The organism is Streptococcus sp. k-378 (assembly GCF_013277505.1).
Taxonomy (GTDB): Bacteria; Bacillota; Bacilli; order Lactobacillales; family Streptococcaceae; genus Streptococcus; species Streptococcus pseudopneumoniae.
This window is the reverse complement of sequence record NZ_VMNC01000028.1, coordinates 13,531-31,296: the sequence shown is the minus strand read 5'-3', so window position 1 is coordinate 31,296 and position 17,766 is coordinate 13,531. Positions and strand designations below refer to the sequence as shown.

The 17,766-nt window shown below is 37.0% G+C and carries 27 protein-coding genes; 4 read left to right on the top strand and 23 right to left on the bottom strand.

The window, feature by feature from the left end; genetic code table 11:
* Positions 1 to 18: 18 nt before the first annotated feature.
* From fabG to HT719_RS03470, 23 genes are all read right to left on the bottom strand, one after another.
* Positions 19 to 750 (bottom strand): 3-oxoacyl-[acyl-carrier-protein] reductase, encoded by a 732-nt coding sequence (gene fabG / locus HT719_RS03580; RefSeq protein WP_050200973.1) that lies wholly within the window; start codon positions 748 to 750, stop codon positions 19 to 21.
* Between the two features lie 33 nt (positions 751 to 783).
* Positions 784 to 1,704, bottom strand: coding sequence for an ACP S-malonyltransferase (gene fabD / locus HT719_RS03575; RefSeq protein ID WP_023933124.1), 921 nt, complete (start codon positions 1,702 to 1,704; stop codon positions 784 to 786).
* On the bottom strand, positions 1,697 to 2,671 hold the full coding sequence (fabK, locus tag HT719_RS03570; RefSeq protein WP_166730714.1) for an enoyl-[acyl-carrier-protein] reductase FabK: 975 nt from the start codon (positions 2,669 to 2,671) through the stop codon (positions 1,697 to 1,699). The genes fabD and fabK overlap by 8 nt, the downstream gene beginning before the upstream one ends.
* A 222-nt stretch (positions 2,672 to 2,893) precedes the next feature.
* Entirely contained in the window at positions 2,894 to 3,118 is a 225-nt protein-coding gene (locus HT719_RS03565) for an acyl carrier protein (RefSeq protein ID WP_000257838.1), read from the bottom strand.
* Positions 3,119 to 3,177: 59 nt separating this feature from the next.
* A complete protein-coding gene (locus HT719_RS03560; protein ID WP_172928257.1) occupies positions 3,178 to 4,152 on the bottom strand; it encodes a beta-ketoacyl-ACP synthase III in 975 nt (324 codons plus the stop codon).
* Complete coding sequence (locus HT719_RS03555) at positions 4,152 to 4,586, bottom strand: MarR family transcriptional regulator (protein WP_000386348.1); 435 nt, start codon at positions 4,584 to 4,586, stop codon at positions 4,152 to 4,154. The genes HT719_RS03560 and HT719_RS03555 overlap by 1 nt, the downstream gene beginning before the upstream one ends.
* A gap of 93 nt (positions 4,587 to 4,679) precedes the next feature.
* Positions 4,680 to 5,465: an enoyl-CoA hydratase gene (locus HT719_RS03550; protein WP_000400065.1), complete on the bottom strand. Its 786-nt coding sequence runs from the start codon at positions 5,463 to 5,465 to the stop codon at positions 4,680 to 4,682.
* Positions 5,466 to 6,044: 579 nt separating this feature from the next.
* Positions 6,045 to 6,449 (bottom strand): type II toxin-antitoxin system HicB family antitoxin, encoded by a 405-nt coding sequence (locus tag HT719_RS03545; protein WP_172928255.1) that lies wholly within the window; start codon positions 6,447 to 6,449, stop codon positions 6,045 to 6,047.
* A gap of 48 nt (positions 6,450 to 6,497) precedes the next feature.
* Positions 6,498 to 6,683: a type II toxin-antitoxin system HicA family toxin gene (locus HT719_RS03540; protein WP_023935892.1), complete on the bottom strand. Its 186-nt coding sequence runs from the start codon at positions 6,681 to 6,683 to the stop codon at positions 6,498 to 6,500.
* A 340-nt stretch (positions 6,684 to 7,023) separates the two neighbouring features.
* Entirely contained in the window at positions 7,024 to 7,434 is a 411-nt protein-coding gene (locus HT719_RS03535; RefSeq protein WP_172926333.1) for a DUF722 domain-containing protein, read from the bottom strand.
* Between the two features lie 381 nt (positions 7,435 to 7,815).
* A complete protein-coding gene (locus HT719_RS03530) occupies positions 7,816 to 8,367 on the bottom strand; it encodes a hypothetical protein (RefSeq protein WP_172926334.1) in 552 nt (183 codons plus the stop codon).
* Between the two features lie 10 nt (positions 8,368 to 8,377).
* Positions 8,378 to 9,229 (bottom strand): phage major capsid protein, encoded by an 852-nt coding sequence (locus HT719_RS03525; RefSeq protein ID WP_172926335.1) that lies wholly within the window; start codon positions 9,227 to 9,229, stop codon positions 8,378 to 8,380.
* Between the two features lie 28 nt (positions 9,230 to 9,257).
* A complete protein-coding gene (locus tag HT719_RS03520; protein ID WP_172926336.1) occupies positions 9,258 to 9,617 on the bottom strand; it encodes an HK97 gp10 family phage protein in 360 nt (119 codons plus the stop codon).
* 84 nt (positions 9,618 to 9,701) lie between these two features.
* Positions 9,702 to 9,896: a hypothetical protein gene (locus HT719_RS03515; RefSeq protein WP_045605734.1), complete on the bottom strand. Its 195-nt coding sequence runs from the start codon at positions 9,894 to 9,896 to the stop codon at positions 9,702 to 9,704.
* Between the two features lie 89 nt (positions 9,897 to 9,985).
* Entirely contained in the window at positions 9,986 to 10,141 is a 156-nt protein-coding gene (locus tag HT719_RS03510) for a hypothetical protein (RefSeq protein WP_000344069.1), read from the bottom strand.
* A gap of 5 nt (positions 10,142 to 10,146) precedes the next feature.
* Positions 10,147 to 10,992: an ATP-binding protein gene (locus HT719_RS03505; protein WP_172928253.1), complete on the bottom strand. Its 846-nt coding sequence runs from the start codon at positions 10,990 to 10,992 to the stop codon at positions 10,147 to 10,149.
* 11 nt (positions 10,993 to 11,003) lie between these two features.
* A complete protein-coding gene (locus HT719_RS03500; protein WP_172926338.1) occupies positions 11,004 to 11,864 on the bottom strand; it encodes a conserved phage C-terminal domain-containing protein in 861 nt (286 codons plus the stop codon).
* On the bottom strand, positions 11,851 to 12,123 hold the full coding sequence (locus tag HT719_RS03495) for a hypothetical protein (protein WP_061419259.1): 273 nt from the start codon (positions 12,121 to 12,123) through the stop codon (positions 11,851 to 11,853). Before HT719_RS03495 ends, HT719_RS03500 begins: the two co-directional genes overlap by 14 nt.
* A gap of 1 nt (position 12,124) precedes the next feature.
* Complete coding sequence (locus HT719_RS03490; RefSeq protein ID WP_172926340.1) at positions 12,125 to 12,334, bottom strand: hypothetical protein; 210 nt, start codon at positions 12,332 to 12,334, stop codon at positions 12,125 to 12,127.
* The gene (locus tag HT719_RS03485) at positions 12,327 to 12,536 is read right to left on the bottom strand and encodes a hypothetical protein (RefSeq protein ID WP_049509650.1); all 210 of its coding nucleotides are present in this window, start codon (positions 12,534 to 12,536) and stop codon (positions 12,327 to 12,329) included. The genes HT719_RS03490 and HT719_RS03485 overlap by 8 nt, the downstream gene beginning before the upstream one ends.
* Positions 12,537 to 12,851: 315 nt before the next feature.
* The gene (locus tag HT719_RS03480) at positions 12,852 to 13,112 is read right to left on the bottom strand and encodes a hypothetical protein (protein ID WP_172928251.1); all 261 of its coding nucleotides are present in this window, start codon (positions 13,110 to 13,112) and stop codon (positions 12,852 to 12,854) included.
* A gap of 11 nt (positions 13,113 to 13,123) precedes the next feature.
* A complete protein-coding gene (locus HT719_RS03475; protein ID WP_172926341.1) occupies positions 13,124 to 13,729 on the bottom strand; it encodes a Rha family transcriptional regulator in 606 nt (201 codons plus the stop codon).
* 225 nt (positions 13,730 to 13,954) lie between these two features.
* Entirely contained in the window at positions 13,955 to 14,152 is a 198-nt protein-coding gene (locus HT719_RS03470) for a helix-turn-helix transcriptional regulator (protein ID WP_064276818.1), read from the bottom strand.
* Between the two features lie 203 nt (positions 14,153 to 14,355).
* On the opposite strand from HT719_RS03470, the gene HT719_RS03465 reads away from it, so the two are divergent.
* From HT719_RS03465 to HT719_RS03450, 4 genes are all read left to right on the top strand, one after another.
* Positions 14,356 to 14,919: a helix-turn-helix transcriptional regulator gene (locus HT719_RS03465; protein WP_172926342.1), complete on the top strand. Its 564-nt coding sequence runs from the start codon at positions 14,356 to 14,358 to the stop codon at positions 14,917 to 14,919.
* 32 nt (positions 14,920 to 14,951) lie between these two features.
* The gene (locus HT719_RS03460; RefSeq protein WP_172926343.1) at positions 14,952 to 15,131 is read left to right on the top strand and encodes a DUF4177 domain-containing protein; all 180 of its coding nucleotides are present in this window, start codon (positions 14,952 to 14,954) and stop codon (positions 15,129 to 15,131) included.
* 254 nt (positions 15,132 to 15,385) lie between these two features.
* Complete coding sequence (locus HT719_RS03455; protein WP_172926344.1) at positions 15,386 to 16,342, top strand: Abi family protein; 957 nt, start codon at positions 15,386 to 15,388, stop codon at positions 16,340 to 16,342.
* A gap of 164 nt (positions 16,343 to 16,506) precedes the next feature.
* Positions 16,507 to 17,670: a site-specific integrase gene (locus HT719_RS03450; RefSeq protein ID WP_172928249.1), complete on the top strand. Its 1,164-nt coding sequence runs from the start codon at positions 16,507 to 16,509 to the stop codon at positions 17,668 to 17,670.
* The last annotated feature ends 96 nt before the right edge of the window (positions 17,671 to 17,766 follow it).

The following is a 17,766-nucleotide window of genomic DNA, read 5'->3' as shown; positions in this document are numbered from 1 at the left end:
TTTCACCTCTAGCTTTCGCTACATACTTAAGCCACCATCAATGGCAACCACTTGACCAGTTAGATAATCTTGGCCTGCTAAAAATACTGTCAAATCTGCAACCTGCTCTGCCTGCCCAAATTCTTTCATCGGAATCTGAGCTAGTGTAGCTTCCTTAATCTTATCTGATAAGATAGCTGTCATATCAGACTCAATCATTCCTGGAGCAATCACATTGACTCGTATATTCCGACTAGCGACCTCGCGTGCCACAGACTTGGTAAAGCCAATCAAGCCAGCCTTAGAAGCAGCATAGTTAGCTTGACCAATATTCCCCATCAAACCAACAACACTAGACATATTAATGATAGCACCTTCTCTGGCTTTCATCATCGGTTTCAAGACTGATTGTGTCATATTAAAGGCACCAGTCAGATTGACCTTGAGCACTTTTTCAAAATCTGCTTCTGTCATCTTAAGCATAAGAGTATCTTGGGTGATCCCTGCATTGTTGACCAAAACATCTACTGAACCCAGTTCTGCAATAGCTTGATCAATCATACGCTTAGCGTCTGCAAAATCTGATACATCTCCTGAAATGGGAACCACCTTGATACCATAGTTTGAAAACTCAGCAAGCAATTCTTCTGAGATTGCCCCACGACTGTTTAAGACAATGTTGGCTCCTACTTGAGCAAACTTGTGGGCGATGGCAAGACCAATTCCACGACTCGAACCTGTAATAAAGATATTTTTATGTTCTAGTTTCATTTTTTTCCTTTCAAAACTTCTACTTATTTTAGTCTATTTTTCTAAAAGTGCTACTAAACTCGCTTGATCTTCCACATGAGCTAAGTGAGCAGTTTGATCAATTTTTTTAACAAAACCTGACAAGACTTTCCCCGGTCCAATCTCGATAAAGTTGCTTATGCCTGCTTCTTGCATGACCCCAATACTTTCATAGAAACGAACGGGTTCCTTGACCTGACGCGTCAAGAGCTGAGCAATGTCCTCTTTTTGCATCACAGCAGCTTCTGTATTGCCGACTAGGGGACAAGTAAAATCTGAAAAACTTACCTGAGCTAGAGTTTCAGCTAGTTTCTGGCTAGCAGGTTCAAGGAGAGCGGTGTGAAAGGGACCTGACACCTTAAGAGGAATCAAGCGTTTGGCACCTGCTTCTTGCAAAAGTTCAACCGCTCGATCAACTGCAACCACTTCTCCAGCAATGACGATTTGTGCAGGTGTGTTATAGTTGGCTGGAGTAACCACTCCAAGTTCAGAAGCTTTTTGACAGGCTTCTTCAATGACCTCTACTGGCGTATTGAGAACTGCTACCATCTTGCCAGAGTCAGCAGGAGCCGCTTCTTCCATATAGGCTCCACGCTTAGCTACCAAGGCAACCGCATCTTCAAAATCCAAGGCGCCGCTTGCCACCAAGGCAGAGTATTCTCCAAGAGATAAACCAGCAACCATATCAGGCTGATAGCCCTTTTCTTGCAATAAACGGTAGATAGCAACCGAAGTCGCTAGAATGGCTGGTTGCGTATAGCGGGTCTGATTGAGTTTGTCTTCTTCCCTATCGATGAGATAACGCAAATCATAACCGAGCACCTGACTCGCTCGATCAATCGTTTCTTTGACAATAGGGTAGTGATCATAGAGATCCCGTCCCACCCCTAGATACTGGGCACCTTGACCAGCAAATAAAAAGGCTGTTTTAGTCATTTCTTACAACTCCTGCCCAGCGAGAGGCTTCTTCTTGAATTTTCTTAGCTGCTCCGTAATACAAATCTTTTAGGATTTCTTCAGCTGTTTCTTCTTTAGAAACAAGCCCTGCGATTTGACCTGCCATGACAGAGCCACCATCCACATCACCGTGAACAACTGCTTTGGCTAGGGCGCCTGCTCCCATTTGTTCAAAGATTTCTAAATCAGGATCTTCCTGCTTAAAGGCATCTTTTTCAGCCAGTTCAAAATCTCTAGTCAACTGATTTTTAATAGCACGAACAGCATGACCAAAGTGCTGAGCTGAAATCGTAGTATCAATATCCCTTGCTTTTAAAATTTTCTCCTTGTAGTTTGGATGGGCATTCGACTCTTTTGCAACTACAAACCGTGTCCCCACCTGTACAGCCTCTGCACCTAGCATAAAGCCAGCCGCAGCACCTTCACCATCCGCAATTCCTCCTGCAGCAATAACAGGAATAGATACAGCTGTGGCTACCTGTCGCACCAAGGTCATGGTTGTTAATTTACCGATATGCCCCCCAGCTTCCATTCCTTCTGCGATAACAGCGTCCGCACCAATTTTTTCCATTCGTTTAGCTAGGGCAACGCTTGGTACAACAGGAATAACTGTAATCCCTGCTTCATGGAAACGTTCCATGTATTTACCAGGATTTCCTGCACCTGTTGTCACTACCTTAACACCTTCCTCGATAACGAGATCTACAATATCTTCCACAAAGGGAGACAAGAGCATGATGTTGACACCAAAGGGTTTATCCGTCAATGATTTGATCTTATCAATATTTGCCTTGACAACTTCTTTCGGGGCATTTCCCCCACCGATAATCCCTAGTCCTCCAGCTTTAGAAACAGCCCCTGCTAAATCACCATCAGCAACCCAGGCCATTCCTCCTTGAAAGATAGGATAATCAATGTTCAATAATTCTGTAATACGCGTTTTCATAGTGCCTCCATCGTTTCTTGCTTACGTAATAGTTCGATACTGTCATAATTTGACAATCAAACTATTGCCTAAACAAGAGGGAGCGGGTTTCCCTACTCCTTCTATCTATATTCTGCTTATACTCTTCGAAAATCAAATTCAAACCACGTCAGCGTCACCTTGCCGTACTCAAGTACAGCCTGCGGCTAGCTTCCTAGTTTGCTCTTTGATTTTCATTGAGTATTATTTTGTTTGCTCTTCAACGTAGGCAACCAAGTCACCAACTGTTTTCAAGTCATCTTCTGCTTCGATTTGGATATCAAAAGCATCTTCGATTTCTGAGATTACTTGGAACAAGTCCAATGAATCAGCGTCCAAATCATCAAAAGTTGATTCAAGTGTTACTTCTGATGCGTCTTTTCCAAGTTCTTCAACGATAATTTCTTGTACTTTTTCAAATACTGCCATGATAGGACTCCTTTAAAATAAATAGTTTTTTTATAACAATGTGTTCACCACATGATTACCTAAATTGTAAGAATGAGCGTGCCCCAGGTCAAGCCTCCACCGAAGCCTGATAGCAGAACAGTCTGACTACCATCTAAAGGGATGAGGCCTTGTTCTACACACTCTGAAAGTAAAATCGGGATACTGGCTGCACTGGTATTGCCATATTCCATCATATTGGCTGGAAGTTTGTCTCGGTCAACACCAATTTTTCTAGCCATCTTATCCAAAATACGGATATTAGCCTGATGCAATAGCAGATAATCCAAGTCTGTCGCCTCTATAGGAGATTCTTCAATAGTCTGCTTGATAGACTTGGCTACATCTCGAATGGCAAAATCAAAGACTGCGCGTCCATCCATCTTCAACAATGAATCTGCACTTTCTTGATCTGAAAATGGAGAATGCAAACCTGAATGCCCATAAGTTAAACACTCACTGCGACTTCCATCGCTATTGAGACTCTCAGCTAAGAAATTCTCTTGCTCGCTAGCTTCTAACAAGACACCACCAGCACCATCTCCAAACAACACAGCTGTTGATCGATCCGACCAATCGACTGCCTTAGAGAGGGTTTCACTACCAATCACCAAGCCTTTTTGAAAGCGACCAGAAGCGATAAACTTTTCAGCAGTTGAAAGAGCAAATACAAATCCACTGCAAGCCGCGGTTAAGTCAAAAGCAAAGGCTTTATTAGCACCAATATTAGCTTGAACACGAGCAGCTGTAGAGGGCATCATCGAATCTGGAGTAATGGTAGCTAGGATGATAAAATCCAGTTCCTCTCCTATTATTCCAGCTTTTGCCATCAGTTTCTTAGCAACTTCCGTAGCCAAATCACTGGTAGATTCTGTTCTTGAAATATGCCTTTGTCGTATTCCCGTTCGACTTGAAATCCACTCATCATTGGTATCCATAATCTGAGCCAAGTCGTGATTTGTAACCACTTGCTCTGGCACATAATGAGCAACCTGGCTTATTTTTGCAAAAGCCATTATTTCAAATCCTCCAAAAATTGGTAAAGATTAGTCAAACCTTTGCTCATGACATCAATTTCTTCCTCGCTCATGCCATCAATAATTTTTTCTACCATGGCCTTGTGGAAGCGTTTATGCAGTCTATGGATCAAGCGCCCCTTCTTTGTCAAATGCAGATGCACCACACGACGATCCTGTTCTGACCGAACTCGCTCAATGTATCCCTTACGCTCTAAATTGTTCAAACTTGTCGTAACAGTTCCAAGAGTTACCATCAACTCTTTTGACACTTGACTTGGAGTCACATCTGGAGCCTTACCGATGACATCAATCGTATGCATTTCTTTGATGGAGATATCCTTAAAACGACTACCTCTCAAGTTCACTTCCTCAATTACAAGGACATTGTTAAATATAGATGTTAAATATTCATTGATTCGTTGGTAGTCCATTTTTCATATCCCTCCTTCTTCAAAAAACTTTTACAATCAAAACATTTGACAGAAAGAATTATATCAAAATTCAAAGAATGATGCAAGTATTTTTTATTTTCCTGTAAATTTAGGTCTTCTTCTCTCCGAATGAGCTCGCACTCCTTCTTTGAAATCCTCTGTTTGAGCTAAGGATTTCTGTAGGTTCAGTTCTAAAGTAGCGTAACCCTGCCAGTCTTTAAACTGGCTCTCCCAAACCAACTTCTTAATGGCAGCATAGGAATTACTTGAAGCACGTCTTAATTTTTTAAGAAGCTGTTCTCTCGTCTTTTCAAGTTTTTCAGCTTCAGAAACGCGGTAAACCAACCCCCATTCTAGGGCTTTTTCTGCCGTTAAAGCCTCTCCTGTCATAGCTAATTGAGCAGCACGCGTCACACCGATACTGCGGCTCAAGAGATGAATTCCCCCTGCATCTGGAGCCAAACCAACACCAACAAAGGCTTGGATAAACTTAGCCTTATCCGTCGCCAAACAGAAATCTGCCGCAACAGCCATATTCGCTGCGGCACCTGCAACAGCACCGTCAACTTCCATTAAAACAGGTTTGGCTATTTGCTTGATTTTATAAGAAATCGTATTGACCAACTCTGCGATTTTTGTCAATGATGGAATATCATCCTCATCCACTGCCCGCTTCATCTCTACCAAATCTCCCCCAACTGAGAAGACCTTTCCATTGGCATTGATTAAGATAAAATGCACAGCTGGATTTTCTTCTGCCAGAGTCAAGGCTTCTAAGATCTCCTCACACATGGGAATATGAAAACCATTAGCGACATCAGGACGGTTTAAAGTAATAATTGCCAAATCCTCTTCAAGCTGATAAATAATATGTTCCATCAGGGCTCCTTTTTATTTTATAAGCAGTTTATACTCTTCGAAAATCTCTTCAAACCGCGTCAGCTTCCATCTGCAACCTCAAAACAGTATTTTGAGCTGACTTCGTCANNTCAAAGCAGTGCTTTGAGCTGACTACGGCTAGCTTCCTAGTTTGCTCTTTGATTTTCATTGAGTATTAAATTATTTTATTTTCAAAGTATATCTTTTTTAGGAACAGAAAGCAAGAAAAAATTGACTGAAAGTGTCTCAGCCGATTGGAAAGGCTCGCTTTATCCTATAAAGCATCTTATTTTCTTCATTGAAAAAAGGCTTTCTTTCTGCTATAATCGTATATTACCTTTTGCAACTTTCTTTTTACCAATTTACAGCTCCTAAACCCTTGATATTACTGAGTTTTTAAAAAATCACATTTCAATAGATATCATTAAAAGTTCTTAAAAATTCTCAAAAAGTCCACAAAAAAAGCCCTCAAAAAGGGCAATAAATAATGAGTTCAGCAGGCAAGAAACTAGCACGATCAAACGTGCTTTTTTTATTGCTGATAGGTATATTATACCATGAAGTACGTACTTTATGACGTTATACCTGTAATTCTTCTCTGATCGCTTTTTGTAGTAGCTGACTGAAATTGATTTTATTTTCTTTACCAACTTCAACCAACCAACTAGGTAGGGTTACAGTCTTATTGACAATCTTAGAACGTTCGCGCTCTCTAACTAGTTCCGTATCTACTGAGATAGCTTGCAGAATATCCTCATCACTGCCAAGTTGACTAGCCAAAGCCTTAAAACTTGAAGGTCCTGGAAACTCTTTGCCTTCATCTTCAAACATGATTGTATAAATTTCTAGCACCTCACGGGCCTTATAAATTGCCTCGTTTAAGGTGTCAGCCTCGCTAACTGCTCCTTGAAAATCAGGGAACGTGATTGTATAACCGCCGTTTTCTGTATCCACTTCAAATAGTGCCAAGTAAGTGTATTTCATAATCTGATAATAACCAATGACCGCCCCAATATAGGGGAGGGAGTTTTTTTACTCCCCTTCCAATACTTTCAAAATCTTGCCAAGTGTTCCAGGTCTATAATCGTTTTCTTTTGGTTTAGGTATCGTGACCGTTCTTCCATCTGGATGTTTCCAAACTTCATGCGAACCTTTACCAAAAGCTGTTTTGATAAACCCTTTTTTCTTAGCGAGTTTCTTTAGTTCTCTTTCGGTCATCGGTTTCTCCTTTCCGTATCTTTAATTATATTATACACTTGTTTGAAATATTTGTCAATGTGTAACACGTATTTTTTACACTTGTTTTTACAACCTCACAAAAGCCCCCAGATTCGTTTCTAAGGGCTTGTAGTTTGTCCGTGGTGTTTTAAACAAAGCAAAAGAAAGGGTAGGAGCTTAATTTCTTCCCCTAAATTTCTTCATTTTTCAAAACTAATCATTTTTCTGGTAAATTGGCCAGTTTTTACCCCCTTTTTGTCTGGAGGTCTCCGACTTGGAAAAAGTTCCCTTCACCGGTTCCCAGAGGCTTCAAAAAATTTTTTTCAACGTGGGGGGAGTGTCAATATCCTTTCAGTTCTATAAATCTTTTAGCGATTGCTTTTCTTCGACTATTTATATAACGAGTAGTTTTATTTAGTTTCTCTGCCACGTCTTCCCAAGTCGCACCAGCTTCTAAATATCTCATTTTAAAAATTACTAGATCACTTTCAATTAAGTTTTCCATCAAGGTATCTACAACTAGTTTGAAGCCTTCTAAATATCTTAGTGTTTGGTCTTCTTCAATTCTAATGATTGTCGTTTCAGTAGGACTAGATACTGTCTTGCCTTTCCCACCAGTATAATCTTCAGTGCTATGTTTCTTATTATGTATCAGTTCCTGTCTTCTCAAATAAATTTTATTAGCAAGCGTTCTATATCGTCCTAACTCAATATCTATCCCGTCCAGGTCTCTGTTACTCAACTCGTACATAGGCAAGTACCTCCACTTAAATTTAAAAAATTTTTTATCTTTCAATTTGTCAAATTGTAAATTCTGTCAAACTGACAAAAAGCGCTAAAAGCCTTCCAACACTCCACTTACCAGGTATCATTGTTTTAAGTTTGACAACTATTCAATATGACAATTTAAAGAAGTATCCCTCTAATTTATTCCCCAGTTTCTCTTATCTTACATTCTGTGAAACTCACCCCATTCTATAACTTACTGATATACATGGCTTCCAAGCCTATACTCTATTTTAGTTTATGCTTTCTTCATTTTGTGAAACTAATTTACTAAAATTAAAAACAAGGCCATTTTTGATATAGCTATCAATTTCTTGATATTCAAATCAGCCTTGTTTCTAATGAACTACTCTTTACCTAAATACTCTTTAATCTTACGATATTCCTTAGAAAAATTCATATGCCCACTGACATCAGGATTTAAGAACGGAAGGATGCTTGTTGGATTTACTTCTGTCCGATATACTTCAAGAGAATGCTCCTGAGTTATTTCTCCAACTACGCCTTTATGTATTTCTTCTACATCTTTCTTTAGTGCTTGAATTTCATCGTAGGCATCTAAAATTATACTAAGTTTCTTCTGGTAACGTTTATAGATTTTCTTTTCTTCAGCTCTTCGCTTAGTCTCTTTAAAGATATATTCAAATATCGCTGCCTTTGCCTCCCAGAAATAAGTATCATACTCTTTCTCTAAAAGATTGATTGATTCACTCATTTTAGCAATTTGTTCTAAGGAAGTAGCATTATCCTCAAAAAAAGAATCAATATTATCAAATAAAACCTTCTTCTCTCCAGTAATTGTTTTTCTTTTTTCTTCCAACTTTGTTCTTGCTTTTGCAATCTTATCTTTTTTATCATCAAGATTTTCTAATATTGATAATACTTCTCTAATATCCATCCCCTATCTCCTAATTCCATTTTATAAAGAAAGCGCAATCCGTTTCAATTTTCTTCACAACGAAACGAGTATAAAGCATTAAACTCATTCCATAAATAACGGATTCACTTACCCAACGTAAGCTATTTTTATTTCTTTCAAATAAAGTAGCGAAATTGTACAAATCCCCAACGAAAGCAACTTTATCGCCTTTTACTCCTAGTACTTCATCAGACACAACAATAACATCATCAACGTATAAGTTTTCTGAGTATCGTTCTTTCTTGTTAATTTTTAAAATATAATTTCCATCACTAGATTTCTCTTTATCTAAAAACTTAAATAGCGACTGACTTAATACAAGAGTATTATGACGTTCAGGATTCAAATCGTTTATGGTGTCTTTCAATTCGTCAAAATTAGAAACATTTTTTTCAGGTGCTTCTTTTAGAATTTTTCCAATTTCAATATTACGTGTTTTACGACAAAGACGGGTAATTTTGTTACTTAAGAAGTCTAATATATTATATTCTCCATCATCAACTTGTTCAGACGATAAGGGGATACGGCCTGAAAATGTCTTGTGTTCGAACTTAGTTCTAATCTGTTTTTTTCTAAGTTCTACAATTTCACTTTCTCTAAACTCTTCCGATTCAAGTTCTGATAGATGTTCATCGTCAAAACCTACAGTTTCATATGTTCCACCAGTACCCGTATACTCAATCACATTAACAAGATCCACTAGTTCTTTTCCTTCTTCAGGAACGTCATAGATACTTGTTATATCTTGTGATAATATTAAACCTGTTTTTGAATTTTTATCATCGATACTCATTCCTCTACTTCTTACATACTTTTCTACCAAACTAAATTTTTTAGCCATTTTATACTCCTTTATCTTATTTTTTAGATTATCTGCCTATTTTTTTTATTTTTTGTTCAAATTTCTCTTTTATTTTTTCCTCTACTGGTTTTATGTGAGGAATTGCTTTGCTGCGTCCCCCATTTCTTAATACATGTCCATGTTCTAATAAATGAGTTAATCTATATGTTGGATCTGCATTATAGATTACAAAAGAACCTTTAGAATTTTTCTTAAAGCGCCAATTTTTCGCATATTTCCCATATCTTTTAGGACTTGTTTGTTTCAATTCATTCACTGCTTCATTTGTAACCTCTTCAGCAATTAAATCTATCTGTTCTTCAACTTCTTCAGAATAAGCTTCCAAAGTTTTAGCAATTTCATTTGCTAAATCACTCGTTAAACTCATTTTACCCTCCTTTATCTCTTTATTGCTCCTCGTTGTTTATAATTTTTTCTAAAGTTCTTAGCTCTTAGCTTTTCTTTTAGAACTCTACGAGCTTTTAAAATCATTTTTTCTAACTGTTGATTTTGTGTTTTCGTCAGCATATTTTTCTAGTATTTCATGGTTCCCACTTTCTAAACTGCTATCTTCATTTTTACATTTTGAAAATATTTTCTGTCTTTTTTCCGGATCAATAGAAAACTTACTAGCTACCACATACCCTAATGAAGTATCTACCGTCATCTTCTTCACCTCCTTTCTTCTCAAGCAAAAAAGGGCATACCACTAGCATCATATGCTTACGGTATGCCCCTGAGTTGTTCTCAATAGACTTATTTTTTAGTTTCTTTTTTGACTAGATGAGTAAATTTCCCATCTGAGTAGACTAAAGTTATCTCTCCAAATCTTGGAACTTTTTCTATCTCTATTATACCACATTTTTCGTAGACAATAAAGCCTTTTTCTGTTGAAAATTTCATTTCATCCATATCTATTAACCTTTCTCTCCTCTCACTGTATTAATCGTATATCGCTTATCTTTGATTGTGAAAGCCTTAAAAGTGTTCCCCTCTAAACCTTTCAAAATTCTACTTGAGTTTCTAGCATTATAAACAGTCCGCAGTTCACTACTATCTAGGTTCGTGTTGAAAATCGTAGTTTCTCGATTATTGATAATATCAAACAAGAAATCCTGTTCCCAATCGCTCTTAGGTGTTACCGTCCCATTTTTTGCCCCCAGGTCATCGATAATTAGAAAATCAACATCAACAAGCTTTTTAACCGCCTCATATTCTGTTAAGTTTGCATTTCTTCCATAAGCCCAGCCTTCTTTTATCTGCTTGATAATCTCGGTTAAGCTAACAAATAAAACACTCTTAGGATCGTTCTTCTCTCTGAAACTCTCATTGATTTCTTTGGCCAGGGCAAGCGATAAATGACTTTTTCCTATTCCTGTGCTACCGCTGATTAAAGTATTTCCCGTCATACCTGCAAGGTATTTCTGGGCTTGACCCTTTACAAACTCTAACATCTGACCTTCCTCTGTAGTCTTAACAAAGAAATTATCAAATGTCGCTCCCTTTAACTCTTTAGGAATTGTACTATCACGCATTAATACATCATAAGTTTTAAAATATGTTTGTCTATCATCAAACCGCTGTAATAGGTCTTTCTCTTTTTGTTTAATATCCCCCTTCACACACTCCGGGCAAAATGATTGTATTTTTCTTTCTGAACTCCCTACTACAGGTATAGAAATTTCCCAGTAATTTACCTGATGAATATCACAAACTTTATCCGATATTTTTCTGTTATTGAACTCTTTAAATTGTTCCTTCATCCTTGCAACTCCTAAAATGGTAGATCTGGGAAGTTATCTTCTGACTTCCCTTTTATGGTTTTAGGCTTTTGATTCAAATAACCGTCAAACTTAGATCCGAAAAGTGTTTCAGGTCTCAGATATTTAGAAAATTCAGGACTATCCTTCCATTCTGCCGTTTTAATATCTATTACCTGTTTAAAATCTTCAAGTGTATAGCCTTCTTTGAATCGTGCTAATAAAAGCCTTTTTGTCTTATCAACAAACTTATACCTCTTATTAGCTACTTGATTCAGATAAACAATAGGAATCCAAAGTTCTTTATATTTTGTTTTCTCTAAATCTTTTATAGCTGTTTCTTCAAGCCAAGTAGGAAAATTGTAGTCGGGATTTCCCGACAATATATTATCTAAATATAAATTATTACTCTTACTATTAACTCTATTCTCTTTCTCTATCTCTGTTGGACGTGAGTTGGAAATAGTCTTTTTATTTTGGACATTATCCAATTTTGGTAAATCTTGACTGTTTTTTCTTTGTTCTCGCTTGTATTTTGCCCAGTTTGTTTCACTCTCAACCATGGCTTTTGCTTGTGATAATGTAGCATGTCCATCATCGTCTATCTGAATCAGTCCGCATTTTGTAAAATATGCAACTGTCATATTTATATCATCCTCGGACACATCCAATTTTAAAGCTAGCTCCTGTATCAAATTATCAAAATACCCCTCATAGTACAAAATACAATCATCTTCTAAACTTTCCAACATAAGACGGATATAAATCACTGTCATAGTGTAGCCACCAGGCATATTTTTAAGTCGTTTAATAAAAAGATTATCAAAAAACTTCTTATCAACTTTTAACCAAAAATATATTTTAGTCTTTGCCATCATCTACCCCCAAAAACTTTAAAACATCTGAGATTTTATAATACGCTTTTCTAGTATCTTCAATAGGCGGTATATACTGCGGTAGTCCTGCACCTTCCCATTTCGTCAAGGTTTTATCTCCTATGCCCAGTTCTTCCTTTAATTCCACCTTGCTGATTAAATCTAATCTTTTTTGAGGTACTTTCTCATGACTTTTTAAATACCGTTCCACTGCTTCCAAAATCTTAGACTTTAAATCTTCAATCATTTTTTCAAACATCTTAGTACCCCCATGGCTTAACCCCTGCAAGCTGAATATAACGCCCATAATCGGGGGTTAAACTCTCGTTAGGTGTTTCTATCGTCTGTTGGTTTTCTCGCTCTATTTTGGCGCTTTTTTCGCGGTCTAGGTGGTTTAGATAGATTAGTAAACCAATAGCTACCACAATAAAGATAACCGCCTGTATGTTGGTTAAATCTAACTCATTCATGTTTTATCCCCTTTCTATAGTCATTAGCCTGTTGAGTATGTTCTGAAATGAGTTGGTTCATAGCTTGGATTACTGTATTTAGTAAAGCTGATGATTGTTTACTGTCTTCCATACTAGCCATTTCTAAGACTAGTAGAGTATCAGTTAACTGACAACAAAGCCCCTCATAATCTACTAGAACATCATTTGTATTTACTGTCATATTATTTCCTTTTCTTTTGCCTTTTCTTATACAGGTTTCCACCCACTCCAAACGCTGGGCGATTGCCCCAAGTTGGCGAACGCTTGTAGCGGTGTTTCGTGAGTAATTACCCATCTTTCAGCTAAACAAGGCCTTAGAATCACCCTGTCAGCGCTTGATTTCAAAACCTTTTCTAATTGCTTGCCTGCTCTTCGGTTTTTCGTTTGTATTTGATAAAATAGCTGTTTTCTGCTATAATCGGAGCATAGAAAAAATTTCTATATCCTTAATCTTGTCGCTTGCTCTCCTCGGTCAAAATTTGAGCAAGTGATTTTTTTATTTTCTTTTTGCATGATTACTACCTGACTTTGGTTTATAAAGCAAGTCTTTACTTTCGATAAGATCCAGAATCCAGCTGAATCCCTGCTCCACCGTTTCAAGAAATGCGCCCAGGTCTTCACTTTCTAAGTCCTCATAGTTCATACAAAGATATTCGACTAGTTGTCTGTCTTTCTCAACTAGCTTTTTAAAATCCTTGGGATACTTGGGAATTTCTAAACCCTTGGCATTTGTAACTGTCTTAAATTCATTTTCCATTTTCTATATTCCTATGCTTTAAAAATTAATTCCTTAATTTCTGAATATCCCCTATTCAAGTTAATCATAGCTATTGCCATATCTTCCAAACGTTGGTAGTTTGTCAGTTCTGCACTTGTCAAACCATCAATGCCGTTCTTACTTTCTCGCTCCTTCATGAGTTGCGCTTTATTCTTCCCTGTCACTCCCTTTAGTAGTAAGTTTGTAAGGGTACTATAGGCATGCTTAGGTGCTTTCTCCCATGTTTGAATAGCTTCAGTTAAACTTTTACGCTTTGGCTTTTCCAGTTCTCTTTGAAGATAGCGTTTAGAAAGTTCATCACGCATTTCAAAAAAGGCTTTGACTAGGTTCATTTTGAATTGCCGTACAGGTTCGGTATTCTTTAGATAAGTGATCAGCAAGGTAGCCTGTTGCTCGTTCAAGCGATAGATTTTCATCGGTCTCCCTCGTCCGTCTAATTTACGCATTTCAAATGCGATAATTCCATAGTTTTCAAAATCAGCTTTATGCTTTCTCAAAAGTTCTTGTATTGTGTGATGAGTAACTTCAGCACATTCAGCGATGATTTCGCTCGTAGTATACGGCTCTTTCTTGCCGTCCATGTAAACCAGTTCCATTGGTTCACTCCTTTCTTCTTTTGTCAGTGCTTGCCACCTAAAACAGTACCAAGGTAAAGCATTAAAGTAGGGTAAAATCGGAGAATATGAACCCCTACAAACCCTTGATACTGCTATAGGTAGCAAGCAAATATTTAGCTAGATCCGTTTATCAATCTCCAATGGTAAAGCACCACATGAGAAATCTGTAAATGTAGAGTAGTATTGCGATTAGTTCGCTCCTTTCTAATCTTTCGTATCTAAAAATTCATCCAGCGTAACACCCAAGTAACTAGATACTTTTTTCAATGTATCAAGACTTGGATTCTTTGCACGTTCATAGTACAAAGCCGTCAAAGTGCTTTTTGAAATTCCTGTAGCTTCTGCAACATCAGCAGTTTTCTTACGTTGCTTTGCTAATAACAATCTCATGTTATTTTTCATTTTTTACCTCACTTTTTAGAAATTTCACCACATTAGATTGAAAAACATTTTTTATGGTGTACTTTTTGTTCAACCTATTGTTAACAAAAACATTATATTGAACTTTTTATTCAATGTCAATACTTTTTTTATAAAATGTTGAAATTATTTTGCAACATTGCAAATAAACGTGGTAAAATACTCTTGAAAGGTATTTGTTTGATATGGATAATAAGTTAAAAAAATTGAGGTTAAATAAAGAATTTAACGGTAAAGTAGGAATGACCCAGCAAGAAATAGCTGATGAAATAGGAGTTACAAAAAGAACTTACATTTATTGGGAAAAAGGTGAACGTCAAATTAAACCAGAAAAAGCCCAGCAACTTGCTGACTTCTTTGGGGTAAGTGTCGCAACTCTTTTAGGCCATGATAAAATATCTCCCGAAGAAATGACTACTAAATTACAAGATTTTTTTAAAAATCTTGATATGAATGAATTAAATAACATTAAACCTAATTATGATTTACTAAAAAAGGTTCAATCAGCATATGAGAACATTGAAAAACATATAAATAATCCTAAAAAATACGAGAATTTCGGCAAAGGCTTAGTGAATTTTAATCAAAGCTACATGCTGACTATAGAAAAGTTAATAATAAATGATGCTGAAATTGGTACAAATTTTGCAGATATTTTAATCAACTATATTTCTTTAAATGATTATGATAAAAAAATAGCTTTTGATTTAGTAAAAAAACTATCTGAAAGAAACGACGAAAAGGAGTAAATGGACTACACTACGTTGTCCTTCAGGTAACTTTGAAAGAAAAATTTTTCGGTACTGGATCAGGAAACTTGACAGAATTAGAAAACGTCATTAACACCCAAGTAGCAAAAGGCTACCGCCTGCATACCATCACAACCGCCAATGGTGGAAGCAAAGGACTAGGCGGTGGTGACCGTATTCAAGCCACAATGGTATTTGAAAAAATTCTATAAAGCTCCCCCATATTCGCCAATAGCACCCCTATTTCTAAGGTCTATTGTGCAAAAACAGGGGAAATTGAAGAATAGAAAGCCGATTTTACCCAACAAAACGAAGTAAAGAAAAATCAATTATTTTGAACAAAAGTGTTGACTAACATTTAAAATTATCATACAATGAAGGTACTTAAGAGAATAGCGCCCGATAATTCTCAGTGAAACGGGATAGCGAAAAAAGCGCCTTCTATGTATTTAGGAGGTGCCTTTTTTTGTCCAAACCATTCAAGACTATACAAGAACAAATAGAGTTATTACATAAACGGGGGCTTGTAATATCTGACTATTCCAAAACAAAAAAGTACCTACTAACAAATAACTACTACAGTATTATCAATGGTTACAGTAAATATTTTACTGATCCACACAACAATTATATACAAGGTGCTAATTTCTCGGAAATTACTTATACATATTTCTATGATAAGGAAATCAAATACACCTTCCTAAAAGCTATCTTAGAAGCTGAGAAACACATAAAATCTATATTAGCTTATGTTTTTTCCGAGACTTACCCTACTACTCCTTATTTTTACTTAGATTACCAAAACCACGACTACAAGAAAAACAAGAGGACTGTCCCTTTTGTGATTCGTCAAATCGTAAAAATCATTGATAAACATAAATCAAGCCGAAAAAGCAATAGCATACAACACTATTTCAATAAACATAGCGACGTCCCTTTCTGGGTAATCGTGGATTACTTGACTTTTGGAGATATACTCGCAATTTTAAAGAGTTTGCCACTTTCCCTACAAGATAGAATTGCAAAGAAGTCTTACAGTTTTATTAGTGAACACTGCACTATTAAGAAAACTTTTACTAGGGATATGCTGATTTCCTTTGTTGAAAACCTAGCAGAAACTAGAAATGTTTGCGCTCACGATAACCGCTTATATGGTTTCAAGTGTAGAAATAGCTTGAAATACTATCCTGATTTACACGACAAGCACAATATAAAGAATACAGACGCAAAAAGTAGTCCTTACCATACCATGATTGCGTTACAATGTTTCCTAAGCGCTAATGAGTATGCTAAACTACATAATACGCTCCTATCACGATTTAAAGACTTCTCTAAACATTTACATACACTCTCTATTGATTTCTTTTTAAACGAACTAGGCTTCCCTCCTAATTGGCAACAATCAAATAAACTCGTTCATTAAACAAGCCCATATAAGCCCCATATCCGCCTTGTTTTCTATTCTGGTACAACTTGCCGTCTGACTACTTAAAATCGAAAATAGGGGCATTCTCGTAGCTCCTCGCATGGTATAAACTCAAAACCTTTTCTAATTGCTTGCCTGCTGATGAAAAAGGAGTTAAAACCATGAAAATTACACAACACACAAAAAAAGACGGATCTACAGTTTATCGCTCCAGCGTCTATCTTGGCATCGATACCGTAACGGGTAAGAAAGTCAAGACAACTATATCAGGGCGAACCAAGAGAGAACTCAAAGCCAAAGCACTACAGGCTCAAATAGACTTTGAAAAAGGAGGGTCTACAGTATACAAGGCTGCCACTCTATTGACCTATGGAGAACTGGTTGAAAGCTGGTGGGACAGTTACCGTCACACCGTAAAGCCTAACACAATGGTAGTCTATAAAGGTATGCTGAAAAATTATCTTTTGCCAGCCTTTGGATCTTACAAGCTGGACAAACTCACACCCCAAATTATTCAGAAAGTTGTCAACGATTGGGCGCAAGCATATAACAGCGGTTACGGCTACAAAAATTATAGCTTACTACATTCAACCAATAAACGTATTTTACAGTATGGTGTAGTCCTTCAAGCCCTGCCCTCAAATCCTGCAAGGGATACCATCGTACCACGCAAAGCCAAAAATACACCAACAAAAATCAAGTATCTAAACGATACGGATTTAAAAAAATTCCTCGATTACCTGGACGGTTTGGACAATACCTATAAAAATTTTTACGATACCGTGCTATATAAAACTCTACTCGCCACTGGTTTACGGATTGGGGAATGTCTAGCCCTCAAATGGTCAGATATTGACTTACAAGACGGGACTATCTCAGTAACAAAGACTCTAAACCTTTTAGGAACGCTAAACAGCCCCAAAAGTAAAAGCGCCATCCGAACGCTTGACCTTGACAAAAAAACTCTACTCATGCTTAGACTTTACAAAGCAAGACAAGCAGAAAACGGGCGGACTATTGGTATCAGCTACCAAAAAGTATTCCCTAATAGTTTTGACGAATACAAAAAAACTAACCGCCTGCAATACCGCTTAAAAGAGCACTTGAAAAAAGCTGACTGCCCAAGCCTAGGTTTTCACGCATTCCGCCATACCCACGCTAGTATCTTGTTAAACGCTGGACTAGGTTATAAAGATATTCAAACTAGGTTAGGTCATTCAAAAATCTCCATGACCATGGATATATACAGCCACCTATCTGAAACGAACCAAAAAAAGACCGCTGCAGTGTTTGAAATGGCTCTTGAAAAGTTAAAAAGTTCCTAAAAAGTTCTTAAAACAAAATATAGAGTATTAAAAAAAGCTGTCATATTGGCATATATTCATTTTTCTGCTATAATCGTATAAAATACTTACTTTAGG